Source organism: Mesorhizobium sp. WSM4935, from assembly GCF_029625735.1.
Classification (GTDB): domain Bacteria; phylum Pseudomonadota; class Alphaproteobacteria; order Rhizobiales; family Rhizobiaceae; genus Mesorhizobium.
This window is the reverse complement of record NZ_JARTVR010000010.1, coordinates 1-23375: the sequence shown is the minus strand read 5'-3', so window position 1 is coordinate 23375 and position 23375 is coordinate 1. Positions and strand designations below refer to the sequence as shown.

27 protein-coding genes are annotated in these 23375 nt (G+C 65.1%); 3 read left to right on the top strand and 24 right to left on the bottom strand.

What is annotated here, in order from left to right; genetic code table 11:
* Positions 1-86: 86 nt before the first annotated feature.
* From P9273_RS21375 to P9273_RS21355, 5 genes are all read right to left on the bottom strand, one after another.
* On the bottom strand, positions 87-3329 hold the full coding sequence (locus P9273_RS21375; RefSeq protein ID WP_278050681.1) for a DUF4815 domain-containing protein: 3243 nt from the start codon (positions 3327-3329) through the stop codon (positions 87-89).
* Between the two features lie 37 nt (positions 3330-3366).
* Positions 3367-4494, bottom strand: a complete 1128-nt coding sequence (locus P9273_RS21370) for a phage tail protein (RefSeq protein ID WP_278050680.1) — start codon at positions 4492-4494, stop codon at positions 3367-3369.
* Entirely contained in the window at positions 4491-5354 is an 864-nt protein-coding gene (locus tag P9273_RS21365) for a baseplate J/gp47 family protein (RefSeq protein WP_278050679.1), read from the bottom strand. Before P9273_RS21365 ends, P9273_RS21370 begins: the two co-directional genes overlap by 4 nt.
* 109 nt (positions 5355-5463) lie before the next feature.
* Entirely contained in the window at positions 5464-5859 is a 396-nt protein-coding gene (locus P9273_RS21360) for a GPW/gp25 family protein (protein WP_278050678.1), read from the bottom strand.
* The gene (locus P9273_RS21355) at positions 5856-6092 is read right to left on the bottom strand and encodes a hypothetical protein (protein WP_278050677.1); all 237 of its coding nucleotides are present in this window, start codon (positions 6090-6092) and stop codon (positions 5856-5858) included. Before P9273_RS21355 ends, P9273_RS21360 begins: the two co-directional genes overlap by 4 nt.
* Positions 6093-6277: 185 nt before the next feature.
* Between P9273_RS21355 and P9273_RS21350 the strand changes: the two genes are divergently transcribed.
* Complete coding sequence (locus P9273_RS21350; protein WP_278050676.1) at positions 6278-6442, top strand: hypothetical protein; 165 nt, start codon at positions 6278-6280, stop codon at positions 6440-6442.
* Here the strand turns inward: P9273_RS21350 and P9273_RS21345 are convergent.
* The 16 genes from P9273_RS21345 to P9273_RS21270 all read right to left on the bottom strand — a co-directional run bounded on the left by P9273_RS21345 (position 6439) and on the right by P9273_RS21270 (position 21396).
* The gene (locus tag P9273_RS21345) at positions 6439-6984 is read right to left on the bottom strand and encodes a phage baseplate assembly protein V (protein ID WP_278050675.1); all 546 of its coding nucleotides are present in this window, start codon (positions 6982-6984) and stop codon (positions 6439-6441) included. The genes P9273_RS21350 and P9273_RS21345 overlap by 4 nt on opposite strands.
* Positions 6984-7805 (bottom strand): hypothetical protein, encoded by an 822-nt coding sequence (locus tag P9273_RS21340; RefSeq protein ID WP_278050674.1) that lies wholly within the window; start codon positions 7803-7805, stop codon positions 6984-6986. The genes P9273_RS21345 and P9273_RS21340 overlap by 1 nt, the downstream gene beginning before the upstream one ends.
* A complete protein-coding gene (locus P9273_RS21335; RefSeq protein WP_278050673.1) occupies positions 7802-8194 on the bottom strand; it encodes a hypothetical protein in 393 nt (130 codons plus the stop codon). The genes P9273_RS21340 and P9273_RS21335 overlap by 4 nt, the downstream gene beginning before the upstream one ends.
* Before the next feature lie 29 nt (positions 8195-8223).
* Positions 8224-8454 (bottom strand): hypothetical protein, encoded by a 231-nt coding sequence (locus tag P9273_RS21330; protein ID WP_278050672.1) that lies wholly within the window; start codon positions 8452-8454, stop codon positions 8224-8226.
* A 51-nt stretch (positions 8455-8505) separates the two neighbouring features.
* Entirely contained in the window at positions 8506-9561 is a 1056-nt protein-coding gene (locus P9273_RS21325) for a major capsid protein (RefSeq protein WP_278050671.1), read from the bottom strand.
* Positions 9562-9623: 62 nt separating this feature from the next.
* Entirely contained in the window at positions 9624-10403 is a 780-nt protein-coding gene (locus tag P9273_RS21320) for a hypothetical protein (protein WP_278050670.1), read from the bottom strand.
* Positions 10404-10443: 40 nt separating this feature from the next.
* On the bottom strand, positions 10444-11430 hold the full coding sequence (locus tag P9273_RS21315) for a S49 family peptidase (protein WP_278050669.1): 987 nt from the start codon (positions 11428-11430) through the stop codon (positions 10444-10446).
* A 50-nt stretch (positions 11431-11480) separates the two neighbouring features.
* Positions 11481-11777 (bottom strand): hypothetical protein, encoded by a 297-nt coding sequence (locus P9273_RS21310; protein WP_278050668.1) that lies wholly within the window; start codon positions 11775-11777, stop codon positions 11481-11483.
* 7 nt (positions 11778-11784) lie between these two features.
* Positions 11785-12057, bottom strand: coding sequence for a hypothetical protein (locus tag P9273_RS21305; protein WP_278050667.1), 273 nt, complete (start codon positions 12055-12057; stop codon positions 11785-11787).
* 14 nt (positions 12058-12071) lie between these two features.
* Positions 12072-13661 (bottom strand): phage portal protein, encoded by a 1590-nt coding sequence (locus P9273_RS21300; protein WP_278050666.1) that lies wholly within the window; start codon positions 13659-13661, stop codon positions 12072-12074.
* Positions 13658-15655 carry a terminase gpA endonuclease subunit gene (locus P9273_RS21295; protein WP_278050665.1) on the bottom strand — a complete coding sequence of 666 codons (1998 nt, stop codon included), beginning with the start codon at positions 15653-15655 and terminating at the stop codon, positions 13658-13660. Before P9273_RS21295 ends, P9273_RS21300 begins: the two co-directional genes overlap by 4 nt.
* Positions 15652-16218 (bottom strand): hypothetical protein, encoded by a 567-nt coding sequence (locus P9273_RS21290; protein WP_278050664.1) that lies wholly within the window; start codon positions 16216-16218, stop codon positions 15652-15654. The genes P9273_RS21295 and P9273_RS21290 overlap by 4 nt, the downstream gene beginning before the upstream one ends.
* Before the next feature lie 177 nt (positions 16219-16395).
* On the bottom strand, positions 16396-16992 hold the full coding sequence (locus tag P9273_RS21285; RefSeq protein WP_278050663.1) for a phage tail protein: 597 nt from the start codon (positions 16990-16992) through the stop codon (positions 16396-16398).
* A 96-nt stretch (positions 16993-17088) separates the two neighbouring features.
* Positions 17089-17925 (bottom strand): hypothetical protein, encoded by an 837-nt coding sequence (locus tag P9273_RS21280; RefSeq protein ID WP_278050662.1) that lies wholly within the window; start codon positions 17923-17925, stop codon positions 17089-17091.
* A 343-nt stretch (positions 17926-18268) separates the two neighbouring features.
* Positions 18269-20059, bottom strand: a complete 1791-nt coding sequence (locus P9273_RS21275; protein ID WP_278050661.1) for a phage/plasmid primase, P4 family — start codon at positions 20057-20059, stop codon at positions 18269-18271.
* A 14-nt stretch (positions 20060-20073) separates the two neighbouring features.
* A complete protein-coding gene (locus tag P9273_RS21270) occupies positions 20074-21396 on the bottom strand; it encodes a P4 alpha zinc-binding domain-containing protein (RefSeq protein ID WP_278050660.1) in 1323 nt (440 codons plus the stop codon).
* 140 nt (positions 21397-21536) lie between these two features.
* Between P9273_RS21270 and P9273_RS21265 the strand changes: the two genes are divergently transcribed.
* Positions 21537-21818 (top strand): DUF982 domain-containing protein, encoded by a 282-nt coding sequence (locus P9273_RS21265; protein WP_278050659.1) that lies wholly within the window; start codon positions 21537-21539, stop codon positions 21816-21818.
* An 8-nt stretch (positions 21819-21826) separates the two neighbouring features.
* On the opposite strand, the gene P9273_RS21260 is transcribed toward P9273_RS21265, so the two are convergent.
* From P9273_RS21260 to P9273_RS21250, 3 genes are read right to left on the bottom strand one after another with little or no spacing between them, the layout of a single operon-like run.
* Positions 21827-22588: a DNA-methyltransferase gene (locus tag P9273_RS21260; RefSeq protein WP_278050658.1), complete on the bottom strand. Its 762-nt coding sequence runs from the start codon at positions 22586-22588 to the stop codon at positions 21827-21829.
* A complete protein-coding gene (locus P9273_RS21255; RefSeq protein WP_278050657.1) occupies positions 22585-22806 on the bottom strand; it encodes a hypothetical protein in 222 nt (73 codons plus the stop codon). The genes P9273_RS21260 and P9273_RS21255 overlap by 4 nt, the downstream gene beginning before the upstream one ends.
* A 1-nt stretch (position 22807) precedes the next feature.
* On the bottom strand, positions 22808-23104 hold the full coding sequence (locus tag P9273_RS21250; RefSeq protein ID WP_278050656.1) for a hypothetical protein: 297 nt from the start codon (positions 23102-23104) through the stop codon (positions 22808-22810).
* Between P9273_RS21250 and P9273_RS21245 the strand changes: the two genes are divergently transcribed.
* A partial coding sequence (locus P9273_RS21245; protein ID WP_278050655.1) for a hypothetical protein occupies positions 23103-23375 on the top strand: 273 nt, incomplete at its 3' end. The two genes, P9273_RS21250 and P9273_RS21245, sit on opposite strands and share 2 nt — an antisense overlap.

The following is a 23375-nucleotide window of genomic DNA, read 5'->3' as shown; positions in this document are numbered from 1 at the left end:
AGCTTAGCCCGACCGCGGGCCGGCGATCGTTCGCCGCCCCGCTGGAGCCGCAGGCGGCGAAACCGCCGGTGCGCGGCGTGAGGCAATCAAGGCGCGGAGCAGGCCTGGAAGTCGTAGGCCATCGGCCGCGCTGCGGGTGTGCCTGTCGAGGTGATCCGCAGGCGCCCGACCGGGTTGGCGGTGAAGCCGGCGAGACTGTATTTCCGCTCGATCCAGCCGGCGTCTTCCAGTGGTTTCTGCAAGACCTGCGGAACCGGCGTCCAAACATCGTTGGCCGCGTCAACATGCAGGGCAATCGTTGCACCGGTCGGGATCTTGGTCTTGAGGTAGGCCAGGATGTTGATGAGCGTGCCCATGTCGAACGCGCGGGTGATGTAGGTTCCCGTGCTTTGCAGCTCGCCCTCGATCGCCAAGATCACCGGGAACACCACGGGTGAGACCTTCGCCGAGCCCGTCAGCACCGCCCGCACTTGGACGTTGCCGGTGTAGAAGGTCTGCAGCTCCCAGGCCTGGCCCGGATTGAGCAGCGTGACGGAACTGTCGTCGAGCTCGACCTCGAAATGCATCTCGGCCGCCGCGGTCGGCAGTTCCACCTCGGCGCGGATCAAGAGGTCGCTCATGTTCACGGCCGCGAAGGTGCCGACATTGACCGTCTTGACCGCCGGCGCGAACTTGGCGGCGATGAGCTGGAAGCAGATGTCCTCGTCCTGGTGCGGCGTCCAGGTTACGGCGTTCGACGACGACAGCATCACGCCGACCGAGTAAGGCTGCGCGGCGACCGGCTGCTGCAGGTCGGCGTCGAAGTCACCGAGCTTGGCGGTCTTGATAGAATGCTTGCCGTCATTGGTCTTGACGACAAAGGCATATTCGATGCCGCCGGCGAGCCAGATCGGGTACGGGAAGCGGATCTTGGTCCATTGGCCGATCACCGCCTCGTTCATGTCGTAGAACGCCTGGCCGACCACGTTGACTGTCGGGATGCCGTTGGCGACCTCGACCAGCTCGAGCACGATCGGGTTGTCCGGGTCGCCGACCAGGCAGACCTTCAGATTGACGCCGGCAATGTGCCGGCCTTCGGTCAGCGTGAAGGTCTGCGCCAGCGGGTCGGACCGGCTGCCGCCATTGCCGCCGCCTCCGCCGCCGACGCCTCCGGTCTCGCGAGGAGCCGTCACCGATGTCTGCTGCACCGTCGTGGTGACGACACGGCGCAGCGTCTCGATGTCGATCGTCCCCTGCCCCACGAAGATAGCCGCTGCCTTCGAGCCGCCCTGCCCCTCGGCGACCAGGCCTTTCGAGCCGGCCGGCACATTAGCGGGGATGGTAAAGTTGCCGACGATCTGGCCCGCTCCGTTCGCTGACAATCCGCCGGGATTGACATTGATCCCGTCGAATTCCAGCTTGGTCAGGTTCTCGCCCGCGCCGAAGCCTTTGATCGTGAATTGAAGGGAGATCTGGCGCAGATAGGCCAGCGTCTCTTCGCGCGTCGAGCTCTCGATCGTTTCCTTCTGTGTCGTCGTCGTCGTGGTCGTGGTTCGGCCGGTGGTGGACCTCGACGTGGTGATGACGACCGGCGAGGAGAGCGCCGCCGCACTGTCGGATGCCCATTCAACGGCGCTCTGGGTCCAGTAGTCGATCGGCGGGTTGATGGTCATAGACGCAGGCAGCGGCGTGAAGTTCTGATAGGGGTTGATCTTGGTGCAGCGCGTGGCCAGCGCCTGCTCGACCGCCACCTCTTCGGCCCAGTCGAGCAGCGTCACGCCAGGCAGATTGATCGAATGGAAGGTCGGGTCGATCGCCAGCCGAAGAAGCCCGCCGAAGACCGCGGCGGTCTGCGGCTCGCCCTCGTCGCGATATCGGTCGGAGGTGAACGGATCGACGAAGACGCCGTTCTTCGAGATCGGATCGCGGCTGTCCAGGTTCCGCTGAAGCCTTTCCTGCGCAACCAGATACATAATATCGAGCAGGGTGTTCTTTATGCGATGGATATCTTCCATCGTCGAGACAGGGGTGCCGATGTTGGTGACGTTGGGTGTGCCGGTCCAAGTGTTCTCGACCTGCGCAAGCTTGAGAACGTCGGTGGGAATGCGTGGCGGCAGCGCGTTGGTGCGGCTAGAAATGCCCTTCAGGTAGACGGAATTGCCATCACCATCCATACCGAGCACGTCGACGCGCGGCAGCTTGAAGTCATAGTCGACCTGGATTTGGCCGCCATTGACGCCGCCGGCGACGGTGATCGTGGTCGCGGTGATGTCGGTGGGCGAGACGATGCCGAGGTAGCGGTATTTGACGGTGTAGCTCGACCCGGTCGCCGGCTCGGCGCCGCCGGCCGCCCACGACACCAGGTCGCCAACCTTCGTGTAATCGGCAGGCGTCGCATAGGTCGTGCCGCCCTGCTTCACCTCGAGGATCGCGGTGACGCCCGTGTTGACCAGCGCGTCCGAGCCATTCACGGTGCCGCCGCGGACGACCGTCTCGGTGACTTCCTTCTCGACCAGGACTTCACGAATGGTGGCGATCGGCCCATGATTGAGGGTCACGACGGTCGGATTGGCGCCGAAGGTATGCACCTCTGTCGGGATACGAAAGAGGTCGAAGGTTTCCAGCTCACGGTGGCGGAGCGCCGCATAGCGGGTCCGCTTCTGGCCCTTGATGTTGGCCACGCCCTCGGCGATCGAAAAGACCTGATCCGTGCCATCCTTGCCCAGCGCGGAGACGGTGCAGCCCGACACGATATAGTTGCCATTGGCGTCGAAATCGTAGATCGCGAGCTGCGCATTGATGCCGGTCAGGTTCGGCGGCGGCGTCTGGTCGATCGCCACACCGTCCTTCAGCAGGTAGACCGAATAGAGGTCGCCTGCGCCGCCGTCGCCGGAAAAGCCCCAGGCGAGCGCAAAGATGACGCGCGCGGCGCCCGCTTCCCCCTCGGAGAGCGAGCCCGGCATCAGGCCCAGCAGAGCTGGCTCCTCGAGCTCGGTCACATAGGTTTTGAGCAGGCGCACCCCGATGTGGACGGCACCTGTCATCGGCACGTTTGCCAGCACCGCCGCCGGTGCGTCGAGAACGCGGCCCGCCACATAGAGCTTGCCCGCGATCAGCGTGACAGTTTGCGCCTCAACGTCGATGATGATGTCGGCCCCTTCTACGCGGTCGCCGTCGCGCGCGACCAGATTGCCGATCGAACGGATCTTGCGCTGAAGGATGGTCTGGGCCTCGACCATCTCGGCCGCCTGACCGATCTTGCCTTCGCGGTTGAGCACGCTATCCCACAGCGGAAACTGCGGTGCGCGGTCGTAGGCGCCGGTCAGGTTCGACTCGTGCTCGTAAGCCATTTTGCTCTGTTCCAGAAGAAGTCGCGCGGAGCGCGCGTCAGGCTATTTTCAGGAGGGCGCGAAAACGTTCGCGCGAGGTTTTGCCGAGAAGCGCCGCGGCGATATCGAAGCCGCCGACGATGGCGCCGCCCGCGATTGCCGCACCGGGAAGCCAGCGGACTCCGGCGGGGTGTGCGCCAACGGGCGCGCCGCCGAGGGTGATGCTCCAGGAGTGGACGGTCTCGCCCTCGCCTTCGCCGAAATCCATCATGGCCTCGACATAGATGTTGGCACCCGGAACATCGGCCGCAATCCACGCTTGGCCCGCAGCCTGGTAGTAGCCGCCGAAGAGCGCTGTCACCGGCCGGTAGACCCGCGCCTTGCGGAAGCCGATCGGCGAGCCGTCCTGGCGATAGACGCCGATCCAGCAGGTCTTCGCCAAGAGCGCGGTTGCGATGATTTGGGCGCGCGATGCGGCCGCATCCGATACCCATTTCAGGCCGGGCGTGTTCCAGGGGAACGGCCCCCAACTGATCGACCCGCCCTCGACCGGCTCGATCCAGGCGCCAAGCGCAGTCAGTTCGGCTTCCGTCAGCTCATGGGAGCCTGCGTCGAAGGTGCGGCCGAACGACCATTTGACGCCGCCGGCATGCAGAAAGACGCCGGAATTGTCGCCCCAGATGCCATCGCCCCACCTGGTGTAGGACCAGTCGTGCTCGCGCACATTGTAGCCGTTCCAGGCGCGGTAGAATTCGGAGCGCACCGGGTCCGACAGGCGAACGACGGCCTCGATCGTGGCAAGGTCGTCCTCGTTGTCGCGAAAGCGGTCGAGTTCGAGCTCGTAAAGATGCCAGCGCGTGCGGCGCAACGGCGCCTCATAGAAGGTCGAGAAGGCATAGCCGACCCATGTCAGGCTTTCGACGACGCCCTGCGGCGTTCCCTTCACCCGCTGCCAGCGCAAGCCATATTCGATGACGGAGGCGAGGTCCGGCAGATATTGTGAGATACCGCCCAGCCCGTACTCGACCACAAGCCAAGGCAGGATCGATTCCTGCACCGGCGCTGTCTTGAAGCCGCGCAACTCGTCGAAGCCGGGCTGCAGCTCCGGCAGCCGGTCGAGCGATTCCGACAGGGCGCGCTCGAAGGCCGTCGCGTTCTGCGGCAGCAGGTTCTGCCGATCGCTCACCGGTCGCGGCCCTTATAAGTCAGCGCGACGGTGCCGAGCTTCACCGCGGCGCCGTCATCCACCGCCGTGTCGGCCACCGGCGCGGTCAGCGACACTTTCTGGACGCCCGGCACCTGGAGCTTCGAGACCAGCCAGGAGCGCGTCAGGTTGAAGCCGAGCCCGCCCTCGTCGGCCAAGGACTGGCGCAACAGCGCCTCGAGGTTGTCGAAGACGGTCATCGGCGTCGTCGGCAGAAGCCAGATATCGGCGGCGGCGTTCACCGTGGCGCTCGTGGCGGATACGACGGTGATGCGGTCGGAAATCACCCGCACGCTGTTCTTCTGCACCTCGGCGTCGACCGCGGCGAGAAGCGCGGCGTCCGGCTCGCCGAAATTGTCGGTCGCAAGCACGGCGATGCGAATGTCGGGGCCGGTGCCGACGCGATAGACGGCGACATCCTTGACCCGGACGCTGGCCCGGAACGCCGCGCTCTTGTACCAGTCTTCCGATCCGGCGGTCGAACGGCCTGAGATCGCGACAACGGTGCGAGCGCGGAGCCGGGCATCGGTCTCGCCGACGAGCCGCACCACATCATAGAAAGCGGCGAGATGGTCGAGATCGGCGCCGGCAGCGAAAGCCAGAAGGTTCGCCTTGACGGCGTCGTTGATGGCCGCCCGGTAGAGGACCTCGCGGAAGGCGCCGACCTGCAACTGGATGTTGCCCGGCTCGCCCTCGAGGTCGATGATGCCGGAGACGTCGAGCCCATAGCCCATGGCCAGATCGACGAAGACGGCCTTGATGGCGGCGAGAGCGTCGGCCTCCGACGTGACGGAGATCGCCTGCGGTGCCGGCAGCCCTTCGAGCGTGGAAAGATCAAGCATGATGTTCCCTGTTTCCGGGCGAAGCCCGCAAGGCCAGACCGGCCGTCGCGGCTCGTGCCGCGCCCCGCCGGAGCCGCAGGCGGCGAAGCCGCCGGTGCGCGGCGTGAGGCTAAGAAGAAGTTACGATCAGTTGTCCACCGGCCTGACCGAGGCGCAGCGAGACGGTGCCGGCCGGGGTCATGTCGCCAAGATGCGCGCGCGGGCGATAGACGCCTTCAATGACCCAGTCGGACGCGCCGGTGCGGTCGAGCGTCAGCGGCGAGATGCGCGTCGGGGTGAAGCGCGGCTCGAACAGCAGGATCACGGCCGCGACCGACCACTGGAAACGGATGACGGTCTGCACATTCGCGAGTTCGCCCAGCAGAGCTGGCACCGGGCTTCCGACATATTCCCGCAAGACGCGCTCGAAATAGCGCGTGGTCAGCAGGATCTCGATCGCCTGAATGACGTTGTCCCAGCCGCTCTGGCGCAGACCCGTCGCCCGATCCATGCCGAATTGCGTCACCGTCCACCGCCCTGCGGGCTATCGACGGCAGGCTTGCGCCTCGCGCGCCGGACCACCTTGGCAAGACCGGCCTGGTCTGCGGTGTCGCTCTGGCTTGGCACCGGCTCAACCACCGTCACGTGCGGAACAAGATGCCCGCGCAGGCGCTCATAAGCCGCCTGCGACTTCGTCATCTCGACGGTCGAGCCGGGCGGGCCAAGGTGCGGCGCGCGTTGGGTGACAACGAGCTTCATGTCGGGCCTCTATGGCTCTGGCAGAAGGGGGGACCTCAGTCTGACTCGCGCCTGACTTTTTTTGCGTGTATTCCCTGCCTGTGGTCCCGTTGCGGCTGTGGGGTGCGTGTATGTGTGAAGGCGGTCAAAGAGCTGCTCCGTTCGAGGCGCCGGGACACGGTGTTCTTCAACCCGCCGAGGTCAACATGCTGGCAGAGGCCGTGAGCCGGTACTGCTCAAGCCACAGGATCGAACATACGGATGACCGCGAGACCGTGGCGATCAAGGTCATGGGCTTGTTCCAAGTGGGGCTGACCGAAGCAGGCCAGATTCTGCAAGAACTTGAACGGACCGGCAGGTTGACGGCCTAATCGGCGGCAAAGACTTTCGAGGATCCCTCGACGATCGGCCAGAAGCCGGTCGAGGAGCCCGACATGACGTGGACCTTGTCGCCGACGCGTGCGACCTTCTTCCCTTCGGCCGCGCCGAGATCGACGCGCGAGGCCGACAGCTCGGCGCGATCCCCGCCGCCGTCGAACAGCATGGACGCGCCGCCGAACTTCGAAAGGATCCGCGTGCCCGGGTCGGACGACGGCGCTGCGTTCTGATCCGAGTAGGTCATCGGCAGCGCGACGGCCTGGCGCATGTCACCATGCGGCGCGACAAGCATCATCTGTTGGCCTTGCGTCGGCGGCCGCCACGACTTTTCAATGCCTGCGATTTCGCCCCATGGCCGCAGCGGCGACAGGAACTCGCGGCCGTTGGCATCCGACAGCAGAAGCTGCACGCGCTTGGCGTCGTGATCGACCTTCTTCACCGTGCCGAAACGCAGGTTGCTGGCAACCATGCGCTTGAGCGCGGCGATATCGGCCTGAAGGCCGAGAATGACCTTCACCAGTTCCGCGTCGTGCATCAGGCCGCCCCGCCAAGGTCCGGGTCCGGCAGGATGTCTTCGGTCAGCTCCGTCTGCGCCCCGTTGATCACGGTACCGACATTCTCGAAATCGACGGCCTCGACGATGTCGGGGACGGCGTCCGGCGGCGCCACGCCCAGCATGCCCGGCACGGCGGCCGTGGTCATCAGGGTGGACTGCACTTTCTGCCAGCTCGTCAGGTCGGCACCCTTGGCGAATTCGGTGCGCATAATGGCTACCGCCGCCTGATAGTCCGCGATGGTCGCAAGCCTGGTCAGTGCGGCATCGATAACGGCCGGCAGCGGCGCGCCGGGCGCAGGATCGCAGATCGGCTCGATCTCGATCTCGACCATGCGGATGGCGTGCTTGCGGCCGCCCTCCGGGTCCACGCCGCGTGCAGCCTTCACCGGGCCGATCGCCGTGACCAGCGCCCGGAAGCTTTCGGCAAAGGCGTTGTTCGGATCGGACAGCACCCGCCGCCACTGGCGGTCGAGCATGTCCAGCGAGAATTCAAGCCCGGCATCGGTCGGCGCGATCTCGATCTGGCTGACCGTCTGGCCATCGGTCGTATGATAGGTGACGGTCGAGGCAACGATCAGGTCGAGCGCGAAAGTCACGGTGCCGGAGGTGAGAAAGAAGCCCTCGTTCTGGCCGGCATATTTGCTCTCGTCGATGCGCACAAGGATGACCGGCGCCTGCCGGTCGTTCATGATTGAAGACAGCGCCTCGATCGAGGAATCGGTGACGCCGTCGTCGGCGATGGTGTTGCCGCGTAGCGCCTGGACGGCCAGCATGCGCAGCATGGCGTTGACCAGGCTCATGCGGCCGCCTTCAAATTCGACAGATAGAACACGATGACCTCGGGCAGGTCGTCGACGACGCGCACGATCGAGTAGATCGGCTCGGCCGGGCGGCTGGTGACCTCCGCCTGGTCGCCATCCTTCGGCAGCCAGGCCATGTCGGCGCGCGGGATCGAGATCGTGCAGAGCCGGCCGGCAAATCGCGTCGGTGCCATGCCCCGGTCGCGGCCGCTAAGGAAATCGAGGTCCGGATTGATGTCGAACCGGCCCTTCAGGTCGACCATGGTCGGCCGGGACGGGTCATCGGCTACCGACATTTCGCCCCGGATCTTGGGCCGAACCGTGATCAGATCGCCGAGGCGGGCGCGCGTCTCTTGGACAAGGCGCGATCGTGCTGCACGAATGTCCATGAGAGGCTCCGGTATGGCAGGCGGGTGGCCTAGCCGAGATCCATCTGGCTCGACTCGTCGGCGCGCGCCAGGTCGACCTTAGTGGCCGGCCGGGCAGCGCCCTTGGCGACAAGATCGTCAAGCTGCTTCTTGTCGACATCCAAGATCGCGCCGGGCGCCTTGGCCTCGATCTCGGCTCGCTTGGTCGTCTTGCCTTCCGGGCTTCTCTCGCCCGGCGTCTTGCACAAATGGACGGTGCTCAAAGCAACAGCTTTGACCATGATGCTTCTCCAATCGTTTCGGGTGGCAGAAGTTGAAACGCGGCGCCGCCATCAGGCGACGACGGTCGCCTTCAGAGTGGCATTCGGGTTGACCGGCACCATGAGCGGCGCCGACTGCGTGACGATCTGCTCGATCGCCACGTCGCCTTCCGGGATGTAGTTGCGCGGGAAGATTGGCAGCGGCTGGAAATTGGCGTGCACGTCGACGATGGCGCCGAAGCAGCGATAGCCCTGCACGTTCGGACTGGTGAGCACGACATCCTTGGGTGACATGAACGGCATCACAGCGCCGTTGACGGTGTAGTAATCCTTGTACACCCACACCTCGATCCCACCGCCCAGCGTGCCGCCATAGCGCACCTCGCCGGTGGTCATCAGCCCGGTCTTGATCGTCAGGTCGGCATTGCCGCGGCGTGTCAGGTCCATTTCGGCTAGGATCTCCCCGTCCCGACGTATGACGCCCCAGGCGTCGATCCCGACCGTGATCCGGTTCGGCGCGCCGCCGAACTCGGCCGCGTGCATCATGTCCGCCCAACCCTGGATGTCGTCGAGAATGGACACACCAGGATCGCCCCAGCGCGCGCCGGCGCCGAGCACGACGGTGTGGCCGGCGGCGCGGCCGAAATCGACCAGCCGCTGAGGCATGTCCTTGCCTTCGATGATGACCTTGCCGTCGATGACAGCCCTGGCTGCCATCCATTCCCATAGCCTTTCGATCGCGACGCGATGATATTGAAGGATGTCGGCCTTCACCGCGTCGTAGCGCGCCTGCGGAGACTGCGCGTTGGGTCCGAGCAAGGTGCCGGGCCGGCGGGTGAGCGCCCGCAGCGGCGAGACGGGATCGCTGGGCTTGACATAGCCCGGCTTGAAGCGCTCGACGCGAGCACCCTCCTCATAGATCGCCCGCCCCTGCGCCATCGGCGCGACGAAGGGCGCAAGCTTGCGGCCGGCGCGCGGGATCTTCTCCAGGTCGACATATTCGTCGGTGAACGACATCTCGTTCGGGAAAAGCAGGTCGAGCCAATAGCTCGGCACAATGTCCAGTTCGCGGAACACGCCAAGAAGCGTGTGCGTGTCCCAGAGTTCATAGTGATCGAAGTCCGCCATGGTGGTGGCCCTTGTGAAAAGAGCGGCCGAGGCCGCGATTGCGTGAAGGTTCGCGCTTCGCCTCAGAGCCGCTTACGAATGAGGATGTTGGTGGGCGAAGGCGCGCTCCGGAACGCCGCCTCGCGCTTGGCGTCCGTGTCGAACGAGGCATCCCAGTTGAGCGCGTCCGGATTGAAATTGCCGGCGCGATAGATAGCGACGCGCTGCGCGGCATTGGTATCGAGCACCGGCGCCGTCGTGACGCCGATCGCCTGCACGCCGATCTGATCGACACCGCCAACGAGCGTCGCATTGGCAAAGGCCGTCACCGAACCGGTTTCCGTGGTGGCGATCGCATTGCCGGCGGAGCCGGCCTGTTTGGCAACGATGCCGACGATGCCGGCGGCATCCGACTGCGCGGTCACGTCTGGATGCGGCACCGTCTGCGATCCATAGGCAGCTCCTGCGCCGGCCCCGCCGTGTATGGCGGCGATCAGGTTGCTGGCGGTCTCCGCCGCCGTCGCGCCGATCTTGACCTGCCCGGCGACGGTCGTCGGCGCCGCCTTGAGGGTGTAGACGGTCGCGCCGATGGTGATTGTGTCGTCGGCAGTGCCGACGCCGGAGAACACCAGCCGGCCGCTCGCCCTGCTCCCCGGCGCATAGGCAAGCGTTGCCAAGGCGAGGCTGAGGCCGGAAGCCGCGAGGCCAACGACGGAGAAGGCAGGAAGCGCCACATCGGCCGCCACGGGAAAATGCTCGGTAACCGGATGCGGAATGGCCGCATTGAAGATCTCGGCGGACGTGAAGGTGTCGGACACGTCCCGGGCGGCCATGCCCGGCTGTGCAAAAGGAATGCTGGTCATGATCAACCTTTCAGTGACGAGTTGCGGTGGAAGCCGGATCTCAGCCCTGCCTGGCGGACGCGCCCGTCGAAGCGCGGTAATTGGCCAGAATCCGGCTTGCCGCCTGCTGCGACGCTTCGGCGCTTTTCGCGCCGGGCTGCGCCAGGCCCGCAGCGGCGAGCCGCGACTTCTCATAAGCGGATGCGTCGGCCTCGCCCGTAGACTTCGAAGCCGCGACATTGGCCACGACGAAGGCGGCGACATCCTCGCCGGACATGCCGGGCGACTTCTGCGCCAGGTCGAGCACGGCGCTCATGCGGGCGGCATCGCCCTTCACGCCCTCCGCCGAGAGCGCCGCGACTAGGCGGTCGGAGGCCGCCCTGGCGCCGGCTGCCGCGCCGTCGGCACGACCCTCAGCGCGCGCGGCATTCACCGCCGCGTCGTGATCGGCCTCCGGGATGCCCGCATCATCTTCGGCGACGGGCGCGCCGGCTTTCTCGCTCATGGAAGTTCTCCTTGGTTGCGAGGTGGAGCGCCCAGGGGCGCGGGTCAGGTCCGCGAGGACCGATTCGAACGAGCCGACTCGGTCGGCGATGCCGGCATCGACGGCCGCCTGCCCGATGAAGGTGCGGGCTTCCGTCTTGCGCGCCGCGGCGGCGGTGAGCCGGTTGCCGCGCCCCTTGGCGACGGTCGTCAGAAAGCTTTCGTAGAAGGCGTCGACCTCGGCCTGCAGGTCCTCGCGCACCGCGTCGGACAGCGGCTCGAACGGGTTGCCGTCGACCTTATGGGCGCCGGCGTGAATGAGCGTCGGCGTGATGCCTTCCCGATCCAGTTGCCGGCTGAAATCGGCATGCAGCAGCACGACGCCGATCGAGCCGGATATGCCGGTTTCCGTCGTCACGATCTCGGTGGCGCCGGAGCCGATGGCATACATGGCCGATGCCGCGATGCCGTTGACTACGGCGACGGTGCGCTTCCTGGCGGCGAGATCGCGGACCAGCGCGGCGGTTTCGAAGGCACCAACCGCTTCGCCGCCCGGCGAATGCATATCGAGAATGACCGACCTGACGGCTAGGTCCGCTGCAGCTGACTTGAGCTTTAGCCAATGCCCTCATAGGAAGTCAGGCCCGAGCTCGCTCCAACCCATGCACCGCGGTTCACCAGGGAGCCGGTAATGGTGATGATGCCGACACCTTCGCGCGTGACGCGATATGGCGCGGCACGGGGCGCCCCGTTCTCGTCTTCGACGACCGAGGAGCCTTCGAAGCACGAGACCTCGGGCGCGTTGACCCCGATGCGGCCCGCCAGAACCGACAGAATTACTTCCGCCTTGTCGCGCGTGATCAGCAGCGGCCGGTTCAGCACCCGGTCGGCAATGTGGATCAGCGATGTCATGGCAACCTCAGCAGGTGAAGCGGATGCGCTTCGCGTAGCGGCTGCGCAGACCACGCTTGGCCGTGCAGGCGGCGGCGAGGCGCATGAGTTCGGCGTCCAACGATTTGGAATTGGCCGATGAAAATCGCATCTGTTCGCGTGTCACCGGCGACTGGATCGACAATTCTTCGACATGCTCGCCGGCGAGCATCCGCAGCTTTGTCGCATAAAGCGCCTGATAGAGCGCGCAGGGGTCGTCTTGGTCGACGGCGACGCCATTGATGGTGACGAGGGTAGCCATCAGGCGTCTTCCTTTTACTTCGGCGATTTCTCGGCCGGAATGACGTCGTCCTTCGGATCGCCGGCGTTCCGGACGAAAGGCGACGGCATGCCCGCATCGGCATAGCGCTTGTGCCAGTAGAGTCGGCGCTCGAAGACCTCCTCCGCGTCGGCGCCGATCTCGGCGCATTCCATGTCCGGCGTCGAGGTGCCGTTGAGCAGTCGCTCGGTCGCGGCCTTGGCGCTCTTCTGGTCGTCGGCGGTTGCCTTGGCCGGCCCCTGCCAGCTGGCCCACAGCACCTTGTCGCGGTTGGCCCTAAAGGCCTCAAAACCGCCCTTGAATGGTAGGCGGCCGGTGCCGATCAACTCGTCGACCAGATGCTCGTAAGCGAGCTGGCAGATCGGCGCTGCGATGCGCTCGCGCCGGCGGGTGACGACCGGATGCAGGGAAGCGCCCTCCATCCGGGTCGAGGAATAGGTCGCGCCCTCATAGTTCATCGTGTAGCTGGCGACGCTGATGCCGATGGCCCTGGCCATGCCGCGCTGCAGCTCGGTCGACACCGGCAGGAACTGCGGCCCAGGAATGCCGGTCGACATCAATTCCAGCTTCTCGCCGGGCGCCAGATGCGACAGTTTCGGATCGGTGCCGACGGAAATCTCGGTTTCCGCCGCCTTGTCCATCACGGCGAGGAAATAGTCGCGGAACTCGTCGCGAAGCGCCTTGCCGTCCTGGCTCTCGCCGAGCGCTTCCAGGCCCTCGAAAGCCTCCGCCGATGGTCTTTCGCTGGTCAATACCTGGGCGAAGACGGTCTGCAGGATCCCGGTCTGGATCGTAACGTCGACCAGTGTTTCCCATTGCAGATATTCGCGGAACGCCGTGACCAGGCGCGAAATGCCGCGAACGTCGTTGCTGTCCATCGGGTCGAAGACATGGGCGACCATCTGGCGACCCTCGCCGTCATAAGCCGTGTGGTCGCGCTTGACGACAATGCCGGCCTCCCTTTCGGCAAGTCGATAGGCGATCGGGCGCCCGTTCGGGTCATGGATGACGCCCTGGTAGAGACCCTCGATCTCGCTGGTATCCTGGACCAACGCGGTCGGCGTCGTCAGGCACATCTTGGTTCCGGACGCGATGCCGTAGCGGCGGCGTTCGAGGACGGACATGTAGTCCATCAGAGCCAGGGCTTCGCCGTAGACGACGTCGTGGCGAAGCGCGATATCGACCTTCTGCGGTACGATGAACTTGCCCTTGAGGTCGCATTCGCGCGCGTTCCAAGCCCAGCGCTTCCACGCGGCTTTCAGCAGCTTGATGAACTCGTCCGTCTCCTGCTTGTCGTAACCGAGCGCCGACAGGTCGGGCGCTGGGCTGAGGATCAGTTCGACGCCGACCGTATCGGCGATGACCTGGTCGACGGCGCCGCGCAGCCGGCCCGAATTCTGGATGATGTCCATCGCCAGCCCGGCGGCCCGCCGCCAGGCGGTGCGAACCTCGTCGCGATGGTCGCGCAGCGCCGCGCCGCGCGTCGACAGGATCCTCGAGCGGCTGTCGCGCAGATACCCAGCCTGCGGGGACGGGCGCCGAGCGGATGCGCCTCCCCTGCCGAATATCCTGTCCAGCAACTTCATCTTCGGTTTTTCCATTTCTGGCGACGGGCTTGCGAGGCTGCGTCGTTCGTCCTCCCCGCCGGCGCCTCCATATTCGGGTCGGCGAAGGTCAGGCCGTTGAGCAAGTCGGGCTCGGGCGCCGGTTGCAGCCGTTTCCGCACCGCCGCCCAGTCGTCCGCACGCCTGGTGGAAAGGCCAAGCATCTCGGCCATGGCCATGGCGTAGACATGCGCGTCGAGACAGTGGTTGTCCGGCCGCAGCCGCTTCCATTCTTCGTGGAACTTGCCGCGCACGACCTCGGCCACGAAGGCTTCGGCCGTGAGCTGCAGGAAATATTCCTTGGGCAGAAAATCGCCGAAATGAACATAGCCGGGCGGATCTGCCGGCTCGCCGGAGCGAAGCCCGAGCTTGTGCAGATTAGCGAACAGCTCCCCCTTCAAGCCCCAGGTGCCGACGGGCCACAGCATGGCGCTGCCGAAACGTTTGCGCTTGCCGCGCTTGGTGACCGACTTCTTGGCCGGAACGCTGATCGCCGGTACGCCGCGTCCGCCCACACCCTTGACCGCGTAGGCATTGGCGCGGCGGCGGCACCATTCCAGCACCTGGTTGGTGCGGCCGCCGTCGCCGCCGTCCACCGCCAGAGCCTCGAGCCGCCGCTGGCCGCCGAAGGCATCGTCGAGCGGCTTGGCGAAGAACTCGTCGAGCTTCGTCCAGGCGCCCTCCCCAGAATTGTCGGTCGTCCCTTCGAAGTAGCGAACGCTGAGCACCCAGCTTTGCCTGTCCTCGCCGAAGGCGACGACGACGGCCCAGATGCCGTTGTGCTGGACGTCGGCGCCGGCGACGACGATAAGCCCTTCCGCCGGGACCTTCATTTCCGCGAAGGCCTCGCGGCGCTCCATCAGCCGCTCGTATTCCGGCGCGTTGCCCTTCACCTTGGCCGGAAGACCGTAGACCAGATTGAAGATGCCCTTTTCGCCGAGCCCGCCGGGCTTGGCCTGATTGAGCACGTCTTCCGCGATGGCCTCGTAGCTCATCATCAGCGAGATGAAGGCATCGACATGGAAGCCGGGATGCCGGTCGGGGCCAGTCTGGGTCGCGATGTAGCGCCCGTTGCGGACGCCGATGACTCTCTCCGTCTCGCTGACGATATGTCCGCAATGCGGGCAGACATAGAAGCTCTTGTGCGGATGCAGCCGATCGAGGTGGAAACCCCCATGCGACTGGACGAACTGGCCGCGGCATTCGGCGCAGGCGATGTTCCAGAAGCGCTGGTCCGAACGTTTGAAGGATCGGTCGATCCGGCAGTGCCCCTGCGCATCGCCGAGCTCGTCGCCGGTGTCGATCTCGGGCGTCGACAATTCGAAGATCTTGTAGGACTTCGTGCGCCTGAAGGCGGTGAAGCGGCCGAAGAACAGCGTCTCGGGATCGTCGCCAGTGACATGGGTCTGCCATTTCGAGACCTCGTCCTTGACGCCGTAGCGCGTGGTCTTGCCCGACAGGTCCGTCGCCACGTTGGCATTGGCCAGCATCAGCGAGCCGCCGGCGAAGCGCTTTTCGTAGATCGTCGAGCCGGCGCCGGATCGGCTGACCGCGGGAAAGATGACCTGCTTGCCGGTCTCCTTCTGCCAGGCCTCGATCAGCGGCTGCAGCTTCTGGCTGTTCATGTCCTGCAGGAAGTCGATCGACGGCAGGCCGTAGATCGTGTTGTCCGGCGCGGTGTCGGCGATGTAAAGCGCCCAGGCCAGCGCCAGGATCGACACGCCGGTCTGCTGGGACTTGCGCACCGTCACCAGGTTGCAGGGATGCTCGATGCTGAGACAGTCGGCGATCTCGCCAAGATATGGCGCGTCGTCGAGCGTCCAGAATTCTCCCTTCTTGGGTCCGTCGACCAGGATGATGTTCTGCGGCAGCCACTCGCCAAAACGTGCCGGCGGTCGCGGCCTGATGGCATCCGCGAGCGCCGAGCCGGCGAGGCGCAACGCTCCCGGGTGGCCGGGGCCAACGTGTATGCTCAAAGCTCTTCGTCCTCGAGCGCCTCGTCGTGCTCGGCCGCTTGCGCGACGATGCCTGCAAGGCGATCCGCGATCTCGGTGTTGAGGTCGAAAGCGATCTGCCGGAGCAACACGCGCAGGCCGTGGGAGCCCTCTCGCGAAACAGCCAGCGCCATATCGTCGGCCTTGTTCTGCAGCCGGGCGATGCTCGACTGGATCTCTCGGCCGCAGACCGTCAAGGCCTCGCGCATCCGATCGGCACGCACGAGCTGCCCGATATGCTCCTGCCGACGCAGTTTCTCGCGCCCGACCTTCAGCCAAGCTTCCTGCCGAAGCGCCTCGTCGCGCGAGGTGCTGGAATTGACCGGGGGGGCCGACGGCGCATCCTTGCGTGCCGCCGCTACCTTTTCGGAACTCGCGAACTCGCCGCGGTAATGATCGTAGTGCGCCAGCGAGAAGCGCATGATCCGCTCGCGCACGTCCCGCTCGACAGGAAGGTCGTGCTCCTCGACCAGTCGCCGCACGAGTTTGGTCACGGCCTGCTTGGTGACGCCATCGCGCGCCGCAACATCGGCCGGCGTCGCCATCACGGTCTCTTCAGGCGGCATTCAGACAACTTCCTTTAAGCCGCTGACAACCCTGACAACCCAACTTTTTCGACGGTGCGACTGGCAAAAACCCAGGGGCGGGTCTGCCCGTTGGGGGTCGAGGTGTGGCGTACGGTCCCTAATGTCTGCGGGTCGATGCTGGCCGCCCTGCCCTGGTCAGTCGAAGAAGCCGGGAAGCATGAAGGTGATCTCGTGCATGAACCTCGGCGGCAGCTCGCGGTTGGCGAACTCGGTGAACTCCTGGGCGGTGTCGCCCTTGACCATTTCGGCGGGGATGATCACGCCTGAATCGACGAAGGAGACAGCCCTGCCCCATCTGGTCGACGACCGGTCAGGGGCGTACACGTGACCGCCCAGCCCTTTGGCAGTGATGCGATTTGGAAACCGGCCAGCCTTTGTGAAATCTCCAGCAAACAGCCGCCGCTTGCCGAAAGGCGAAGCCGTCACCCCTGCCCGCGTCTCGCGAGGCTTGAAGTATTTGAGCGAGACATCGCCGCCCTGTGTGCGCATGGCATAGGCGAGCTTGCCGTAGGTGGGGCGGTCGACCTTGATGGCCCGGCGGACCGTCCGATAGGGCAGCCCGGTCTGCTTCGAGAGCGTTCGCGTCAGCCTCGTGCGCAGCCTATCGCCGACATGGTTGACGGCGCGCCGCAGGACCTCGCTGCGCTGCAGGTCGCTCAAGCGGCCCAGTGCGTTGTCCAGCCGCTTCAGCCCGGACAGATCGGCCCACCTGATCTCCAGCAGGCCGGCCACGCTCTTGCTCCGAAAATGAAAAGCCCCGGTCGCGAGGGGTGCCGAGGCTAGTTCTTTCTTACCGTGATCAGGTCTAAGTCAAGTTTCTGCCGCGCGTCAACGGACAGAGGCAGTTTTTTTCACGCGCTGGTCAGCGGCGCTATCCTGCAGCCATACGCCGGGCCTGTCATCGTCAAGCCAAGGCGTCATCGAGCGGTCGGAAAACACCAGCCGATGCGCGATCAGCTGTGGCCCAAGCTCCGCCTCCAGCCGACGCAGCGCCGCCACCCAGATCTGATAGTCGAGCCGGCCCATGATGTCGCCGCCCGGATCTGTGGCGAACTCGTATTTGCGATAGGCGCCTTTCGCGGGGCGCTTGAGCCGCTCGTCATAGCCATGCACCTCGATCTCGTAGCTCTGGCCGTTGTTGTCGGTGACGCGCTTCATCACGAACCATGCCGGCTTGCCGCCGCGCTCGGCCAGGCGGACCCTGGCGGCCTCCGCGCCCCAGTCCGGCTCGCGTCCGAGGATGGCTGTCCCGACGACCAGGCTGACGATGCCCTCGCCACGTTGCGCCTGGGAACGGGCGCGATACCGCTCAACCGAGCGCGCGACATAGAGCTCGGCCAGGCCATGCGTGTCCGGCCAATCCGCCAGTGCATTCCAGCCCGGGGAGATGACGACGTCGCAGGCCGCCAGCGCCGCGACCGTCCGCCCCACCGTCACCGCATCCTCGTGCGGCTCACCTTGCTCGATCCAGAAATTGTCGTAGTCCTTGCGGCCGCCATCGATCAGCGCACCAAGCTCACCAAAGCTGGTGATCTTGCCCCAGGACGAAGCCTGCAGCAGGCGCCAGGCCGAATGCGGATTATCCAGACCTTCCACGCCGCCGCCTTTCGGCAGCTCGTGCACGAATGCCCAAGTCAGCAGCTCTTCAACGTTCACCGTCTTCATCCGAACTTTCTCCGTCGTCCCAATTTCAGTCTTATCAACCCAACTCGCTGCTCTTCGTCCCAAGCTGACAAAATGCAGAACCGAGCAAAATCAGCAGGATGGGCGGGACGCTGGGAAGGAAGGGGCGCAAGGGACGATGAATCTCGCGCCATACATGACACCCCGCCCTCCGGTTTATTCTGTTCGAGTTGACCTCATCTCGTGCACGCGCAAGCGGAACAATCGACCCTAGCGTCCCTCGCGTCCTAACCTGCTGTTTTCCCGAACCCTTTCAGTCGGGCTGTCCCGCTCCAACCCCCAACCTACCGTCCCACGCGGCCCTGGCGCGTGAGAGGGGAAAGGGTCAACCCTCATAGCCATAGGCCTCCGGCGAAGGCCCGGGATCGCGTCCTGGCGGCCGCACGAACTCGTCCTTGACCCGGATCCCACGGTAAATCGTGGTACCGCTTTTCGCCTTCCAGAAGCGCTTCATCGCGCCGTCAGGCGATCGCCAGGTCAGCCGCGTGTAATCGGGCAGCTTGCGCGAGAAGGTCGACGACTTGAACTCGGCCGCCCCCTCGCCCGTCGCCCAGTTGGCGTAGCCGAGATGCAAGTCGCCCGGCGAGGTCTCGTCGTCCTCCCTGCCCGTCACGATGCAGGCGTTGCGCAGGAACGCGCCGATCGGATCGCTCTCTTCCCGATATTCGCGCGTTGCGGCGAGGACGCTTTCGGGCGGCCTCAGGCCATAGTTCAGATAATCGAGCGTTCCCCGCACCGCCCAGGCAAATACGCCGTCAGCTTCGGCGCGCAGCTTGGTCGGCAAATCGCGATCGATCCTGTCTTTCGGGATCTGCACTTCCCAAGGCACCAGATAGACACGGCGCCAAATGCCGTCGGAGGTGTCGTCGATGCGCGGCTTATGGTTGCCGGAAAGCAGGATCTTGAACTGCGGCACCACCTCGAAGAAATCCTGATGCAACCGGCGCACCGCGATCTTTTCGCCGCCGGTCAGCGTCTTGATCAGCGCATCCTTGAGCTTGACCCCCATTTCGGGCTCGGACGCCGCCACCAGCCGCGCGCCGGGTAGGCGCGCGAGATCGGGCGTCGCCTCATTGCCCCCTCGCCTGGTGTCGCCCGCGAAACTGTCGATCGACAGCGTCACGGCGAAATCGCCGAAGATCGAGCAGAGCAAGTCGACGAAGGTCGACTTGCCGTTCGAGCCCGCGCCGTAGAAGAACACCAGGCATTGCTCGACCGTCAGACCAAGAAGGCAATAGCCGGCAAAGCGCTGCAGAAAGGCCCTGATCTCGGGATCCGGCTGCACCTCTTTCAGGAAGGCGTCGAACACCGGCGCTTGCGCTTCCGGCCGATACTCGGCCTCGCCGCTCTTCGAGATCAGGTCAACCGGATTGTGAAGGTCGAGGCGCGGCTGCCACTCAAAGACGGGATCCTGCGGATCGGACTCCTCGTGCTCGGTTTGCACGAAGCGCAGCGTGCCGGACCGGCAGTTGAAGGCGTAAACATTTCGGTTGAGGTCGCCCACCATCCGGGCGACATGCGGCAGCGCCTCCTTCATCATGTTGTCCAGCTTGGACGAGCCGGCAGAGCTCTTCGCGTGGCGATGCCGCGAGGACTTCCTCGCATTGGCGCATTTCTGCGCCTCATTGGCGGCGTCGATGATGTCTTCCAGCTCCATCAGCCGGCCGAGCTTCCCGGCATCCCAGTCCTTTCTGGGCGGGCCGAGGCGCTTGCGTTCGAGGCGGGCATTGCGGCCCGCCTCCAAGGCCTTTTCCTCATCCTCCGTCGCGGTCAGCAGTGCTGCCTCGGCGGAGATCAGCTCGGCTGTCCTCTGCGCCAGAGGCCGAACCACCGATCCGTCCTCGTCCTCTTTCCAACGCGTGCCGTCGAAACCATACCAGCCGACGCGCGCCACATGCAGCACGCGCGAGCCGTAGCGGATCAGAAAACGACGGCCATTGCCGATGTCGGTTTCCGGCTCCGACGCGCAGTCGTTTAGCGCGCTATGCTCCTCCGGTTCGCCGGGAAGCAGCCGTCGCGTCTCACGAGCGCCAGACAAGGGGGATCGGGGCGCGTTGCCATAGGCTTCTGCCTGGCGGCGCGCTTCCTCGAGCACGGCGGCCACATCATCCGGCATTGTGGGTTTCCTGCTCACGCCGCCCTCTTTGCAGCCTCGGCAGCCATCGCTGCAAAGTCGTATCCAGGGCGCGGCCAGGCGATCGGGATCGACCTGCCCCGCCGGGCATGCCTGGCACGGGCGCGCGCCATGGCGGACGCGGTCATCACGCGCTCTGAGTCTCCGTCGGCGAGTAGCACCAGCTCGTCGACATGGCCGGCCACCCACATGACGTCGTCGGTCGCCTGGTCGGGCTTCGGTTTCGATCCGGCGATCATCACCGGCCTTATCACGCCCTTGGCGTCCGGCCTCTTCAGCGTCGGATGCGCAAAGCGCGAGGCAGGATCGGCCGGACCTGCAAGATTGCCGAGGTCGCCGGCGGCGAAATAGAAGGTGTCGTCGCGCCAGTTCTCCCACACGCCGAAGGCAACGGCATTCTCAATCCCCTCGCCTCCGACCCAGCGACACGCCTCCGACTGCCCGGCGATCGGGATCAGCCCGCCCTTCTTCGAGCCGCGCATCTTCTTGGAAGGCAAATGCTCATAGAGCCCGGCGGAGAGATGCTCGGGGATGGGCGGCGAATCGCCGAAGGCCCAATGCGCAAGGCGAGCCGCGGCCCCTTGCTTGGTGAGGCCATAGAGCAACGGCCGGTATTTCGGCGCGCGCTCGAGGTCGATCCAGGTGATGTGACACCCGATCAACAAAAGGTCGGGACCGATGAACGGCGCGACCATGGCCGGGCCGGAGAAAAGCGCGACCGGATTGCCGCGCTCGTCCTGCCCATGCCAGTACGGCACATCCGCGCCGACGCGCAGCCAGGTGGCGTCCGGATAACCTGCGCAGCGGCGCTCGAGATAGGCGCGGCCGTGACCCAGGCTGGCCATACCGAGCGCCGCCAGGCCGCCGTAGACGCCGCGCGCCCTGTTCCTCTCCTTTTCGCGATAGCTCTCCTGGTGGCGCGCCCTCGCCGCTGCGTCTGCCTCGTTCTGCAGGCGGCGCTGCTCAAGCCGCCGCCGGCGCGCCGCACGCTGTTCCTCGCTTTCGCGCTCGCCTTCATCCGGGATTTCGCGGTCGAGCACGATCGAGCAGGCTTCGAGCAGGCCCTGCTTGGCGTGCAGGTCGAGGCCGTTGCAGTGCGCCGCCATGCCGATCGCGTCATTGCCACCGATGCCCCCGGCGCGGCAGTTCCATTTGTTCTTGGCGGTGTTGAATGCGAAAGTGTCGGTGCCGCCGCAATGCGGGCATGGCTGCGGATGCTCGTGTCGATTGCCGCTGAACTTCAGCGCGAGCCTTTTGGCTGCGTCTTCAATCGGCACAGCGCGCGCATCCTCGACGAAGAGAGCGACGGTGTCTTCCATCAATTCCGCCCCCGCTTCGACAACGCCTTGAAGCGATAGGCTGCCGTTCCGATATCTCGGTCACAGCGCCACAGGCGCCCCTCGACACTTGGTGGAATTTTGCTCTTTGGCCGCAGCGATGCGGCCGAGCGGAGAAAGCTATGACTGACCGCTTCGACCCACCGCTCCTGGTGGCCGACGAATATGGCTTGCGGACAATTTGCTGCGCGATGGACGCGATCGAATTTCTGGAAGAGTGGCCGTTCCAACACCGTTGCAAGCTGCACCGTAGCGCCAGCGAGGCCTGCTGCGCAGCTTATGATGGCCGCACCCCAGTTAGCGACGCCCGAGTTGCCGTTGAAAGTTGGGCGAGGCTGGCGCACGTCTCGGTGACGCGACAACTCGAGGCTGTGCGGAAGGGCGAGATTTTCGAAATCTGCTGAGACCCTGGTCAAAGCAGCGTCTCCTGCCGAGGCTCGGGAGGACGGTCGACGAACATGTCCGGCTGGGCGTAAGCCTTGCGGATCCTCTCGCAGGCGACCTCGAAGTACTGCGCGTTGATTTCGATGCCGATAAACTGCCTTCCTGTGCGTACACTTGCGACACCGGTGCTACCGCTTCCCATGAACGGATCGAGGACCACATCGCTCGGCGTGGAGAAAAGCGAAACTAACTCTTGCATCAACGGCAGAGGTTTCTCGGTCGGATGCCGCCCGTCCCTGTCTGGCTGATTGGTGATATGGGTGAAGACGCCGCGTCGCCCTCCGCCGTTCCAGCTGCTGCGGCCCTGACCGCACCAACCTGTAGCGATGCACTCGTATCCCTGCGCCGGCATTTGGCCGTTGAACTGCGGTGAGGAGTCCGGCTTCACCCAAGCCATGCCCCGTTTGTATTTGAGACCTGCGGCTTGCATGGCATCCCGCCATGCGGATACGGCTTCGACTTGACAGAACGCAAGGAGCCATCCGGTGCAGTTGGTAGCTGCCCATTCCGGCAATCTTGTCCGCAGTTCTGCAGTGATAGGTGGGAACCCTAACTCCGCAGGACGGTTCTCTCGAATGCTTCTTTGCGTTCTGCGGATTGGTGTATGCGCTTCCTTTTCAAAGGGCGGATCGGTGATGACTGCGCCAACTGGTGCGATTGTCGCCAGAACGGTCCGACAATCCCCCTGGATCAGCCGGCAATCGCCTATGATTTCCTCGCGCTCGATCATTCGTTCTGACCGATCCCCTCGCCGCCGCGCGTGAACTTGCCTTCGGCGCTTAGCAGCGCTCGCACCTGTTGCGCCGACAACCCGAGCCGAGCCGTTACTTGCGCCATACTCTGCCCCATCTCGAACAGCAGCCTTACGCCTTCGGCCTGCATGGGCAGCGGCAGGCGGAACAGCTTGCGCGGGCAGATGCCTTCCGGCCTGCCGAAGATTGCCGGCATCTCAGACATCGACCGACCTTTCCGTTTCAGTGCTCTTCCCGTGAAACACTTCGGCGATGTCCGGCTTCGGCACGGCCGGAGGCGGCAGGTAAAAGGCGCGGAAGGAGAGCCTCAGCCAGTCGGACACCGCGATGACCTTGGGCGCCGAGACGCTCTGGCCGTTGCAGATCCGCGAAAGGTCGGAGGCGCTTACCCCGATGTCGCCGGCACAGGCGCGCCAGCCGCGGCCGTCTTCATTGAGTTTCGCCCGCAACAGCTTGCCCAATTCGCGATAGTCATAGGCAGCGAGCCTGACCATGCCTGACCTCCTTTTTGAGAAACAAAGCCGGCTCCTCGCCGATCCAGGCGCAGAGCGCGAGAAACTCATCGGCGCCCGGATCGCGGCCGCGCGCGGCGCGAAACACGGCGTCGACCTCGACATCCGCCTCCCTCGCCACGCGCGTCGGCGACTTGCCGCGATGGATGCGCCGGGCTTCGAGGAAGAGAGCAAAGAGTGTGAAATCTACCGTCCCATTCCGGCTTTCCCGGCCATTCGCCGGCACTTTGATCGAGGAGGCGCGGCTCATCGC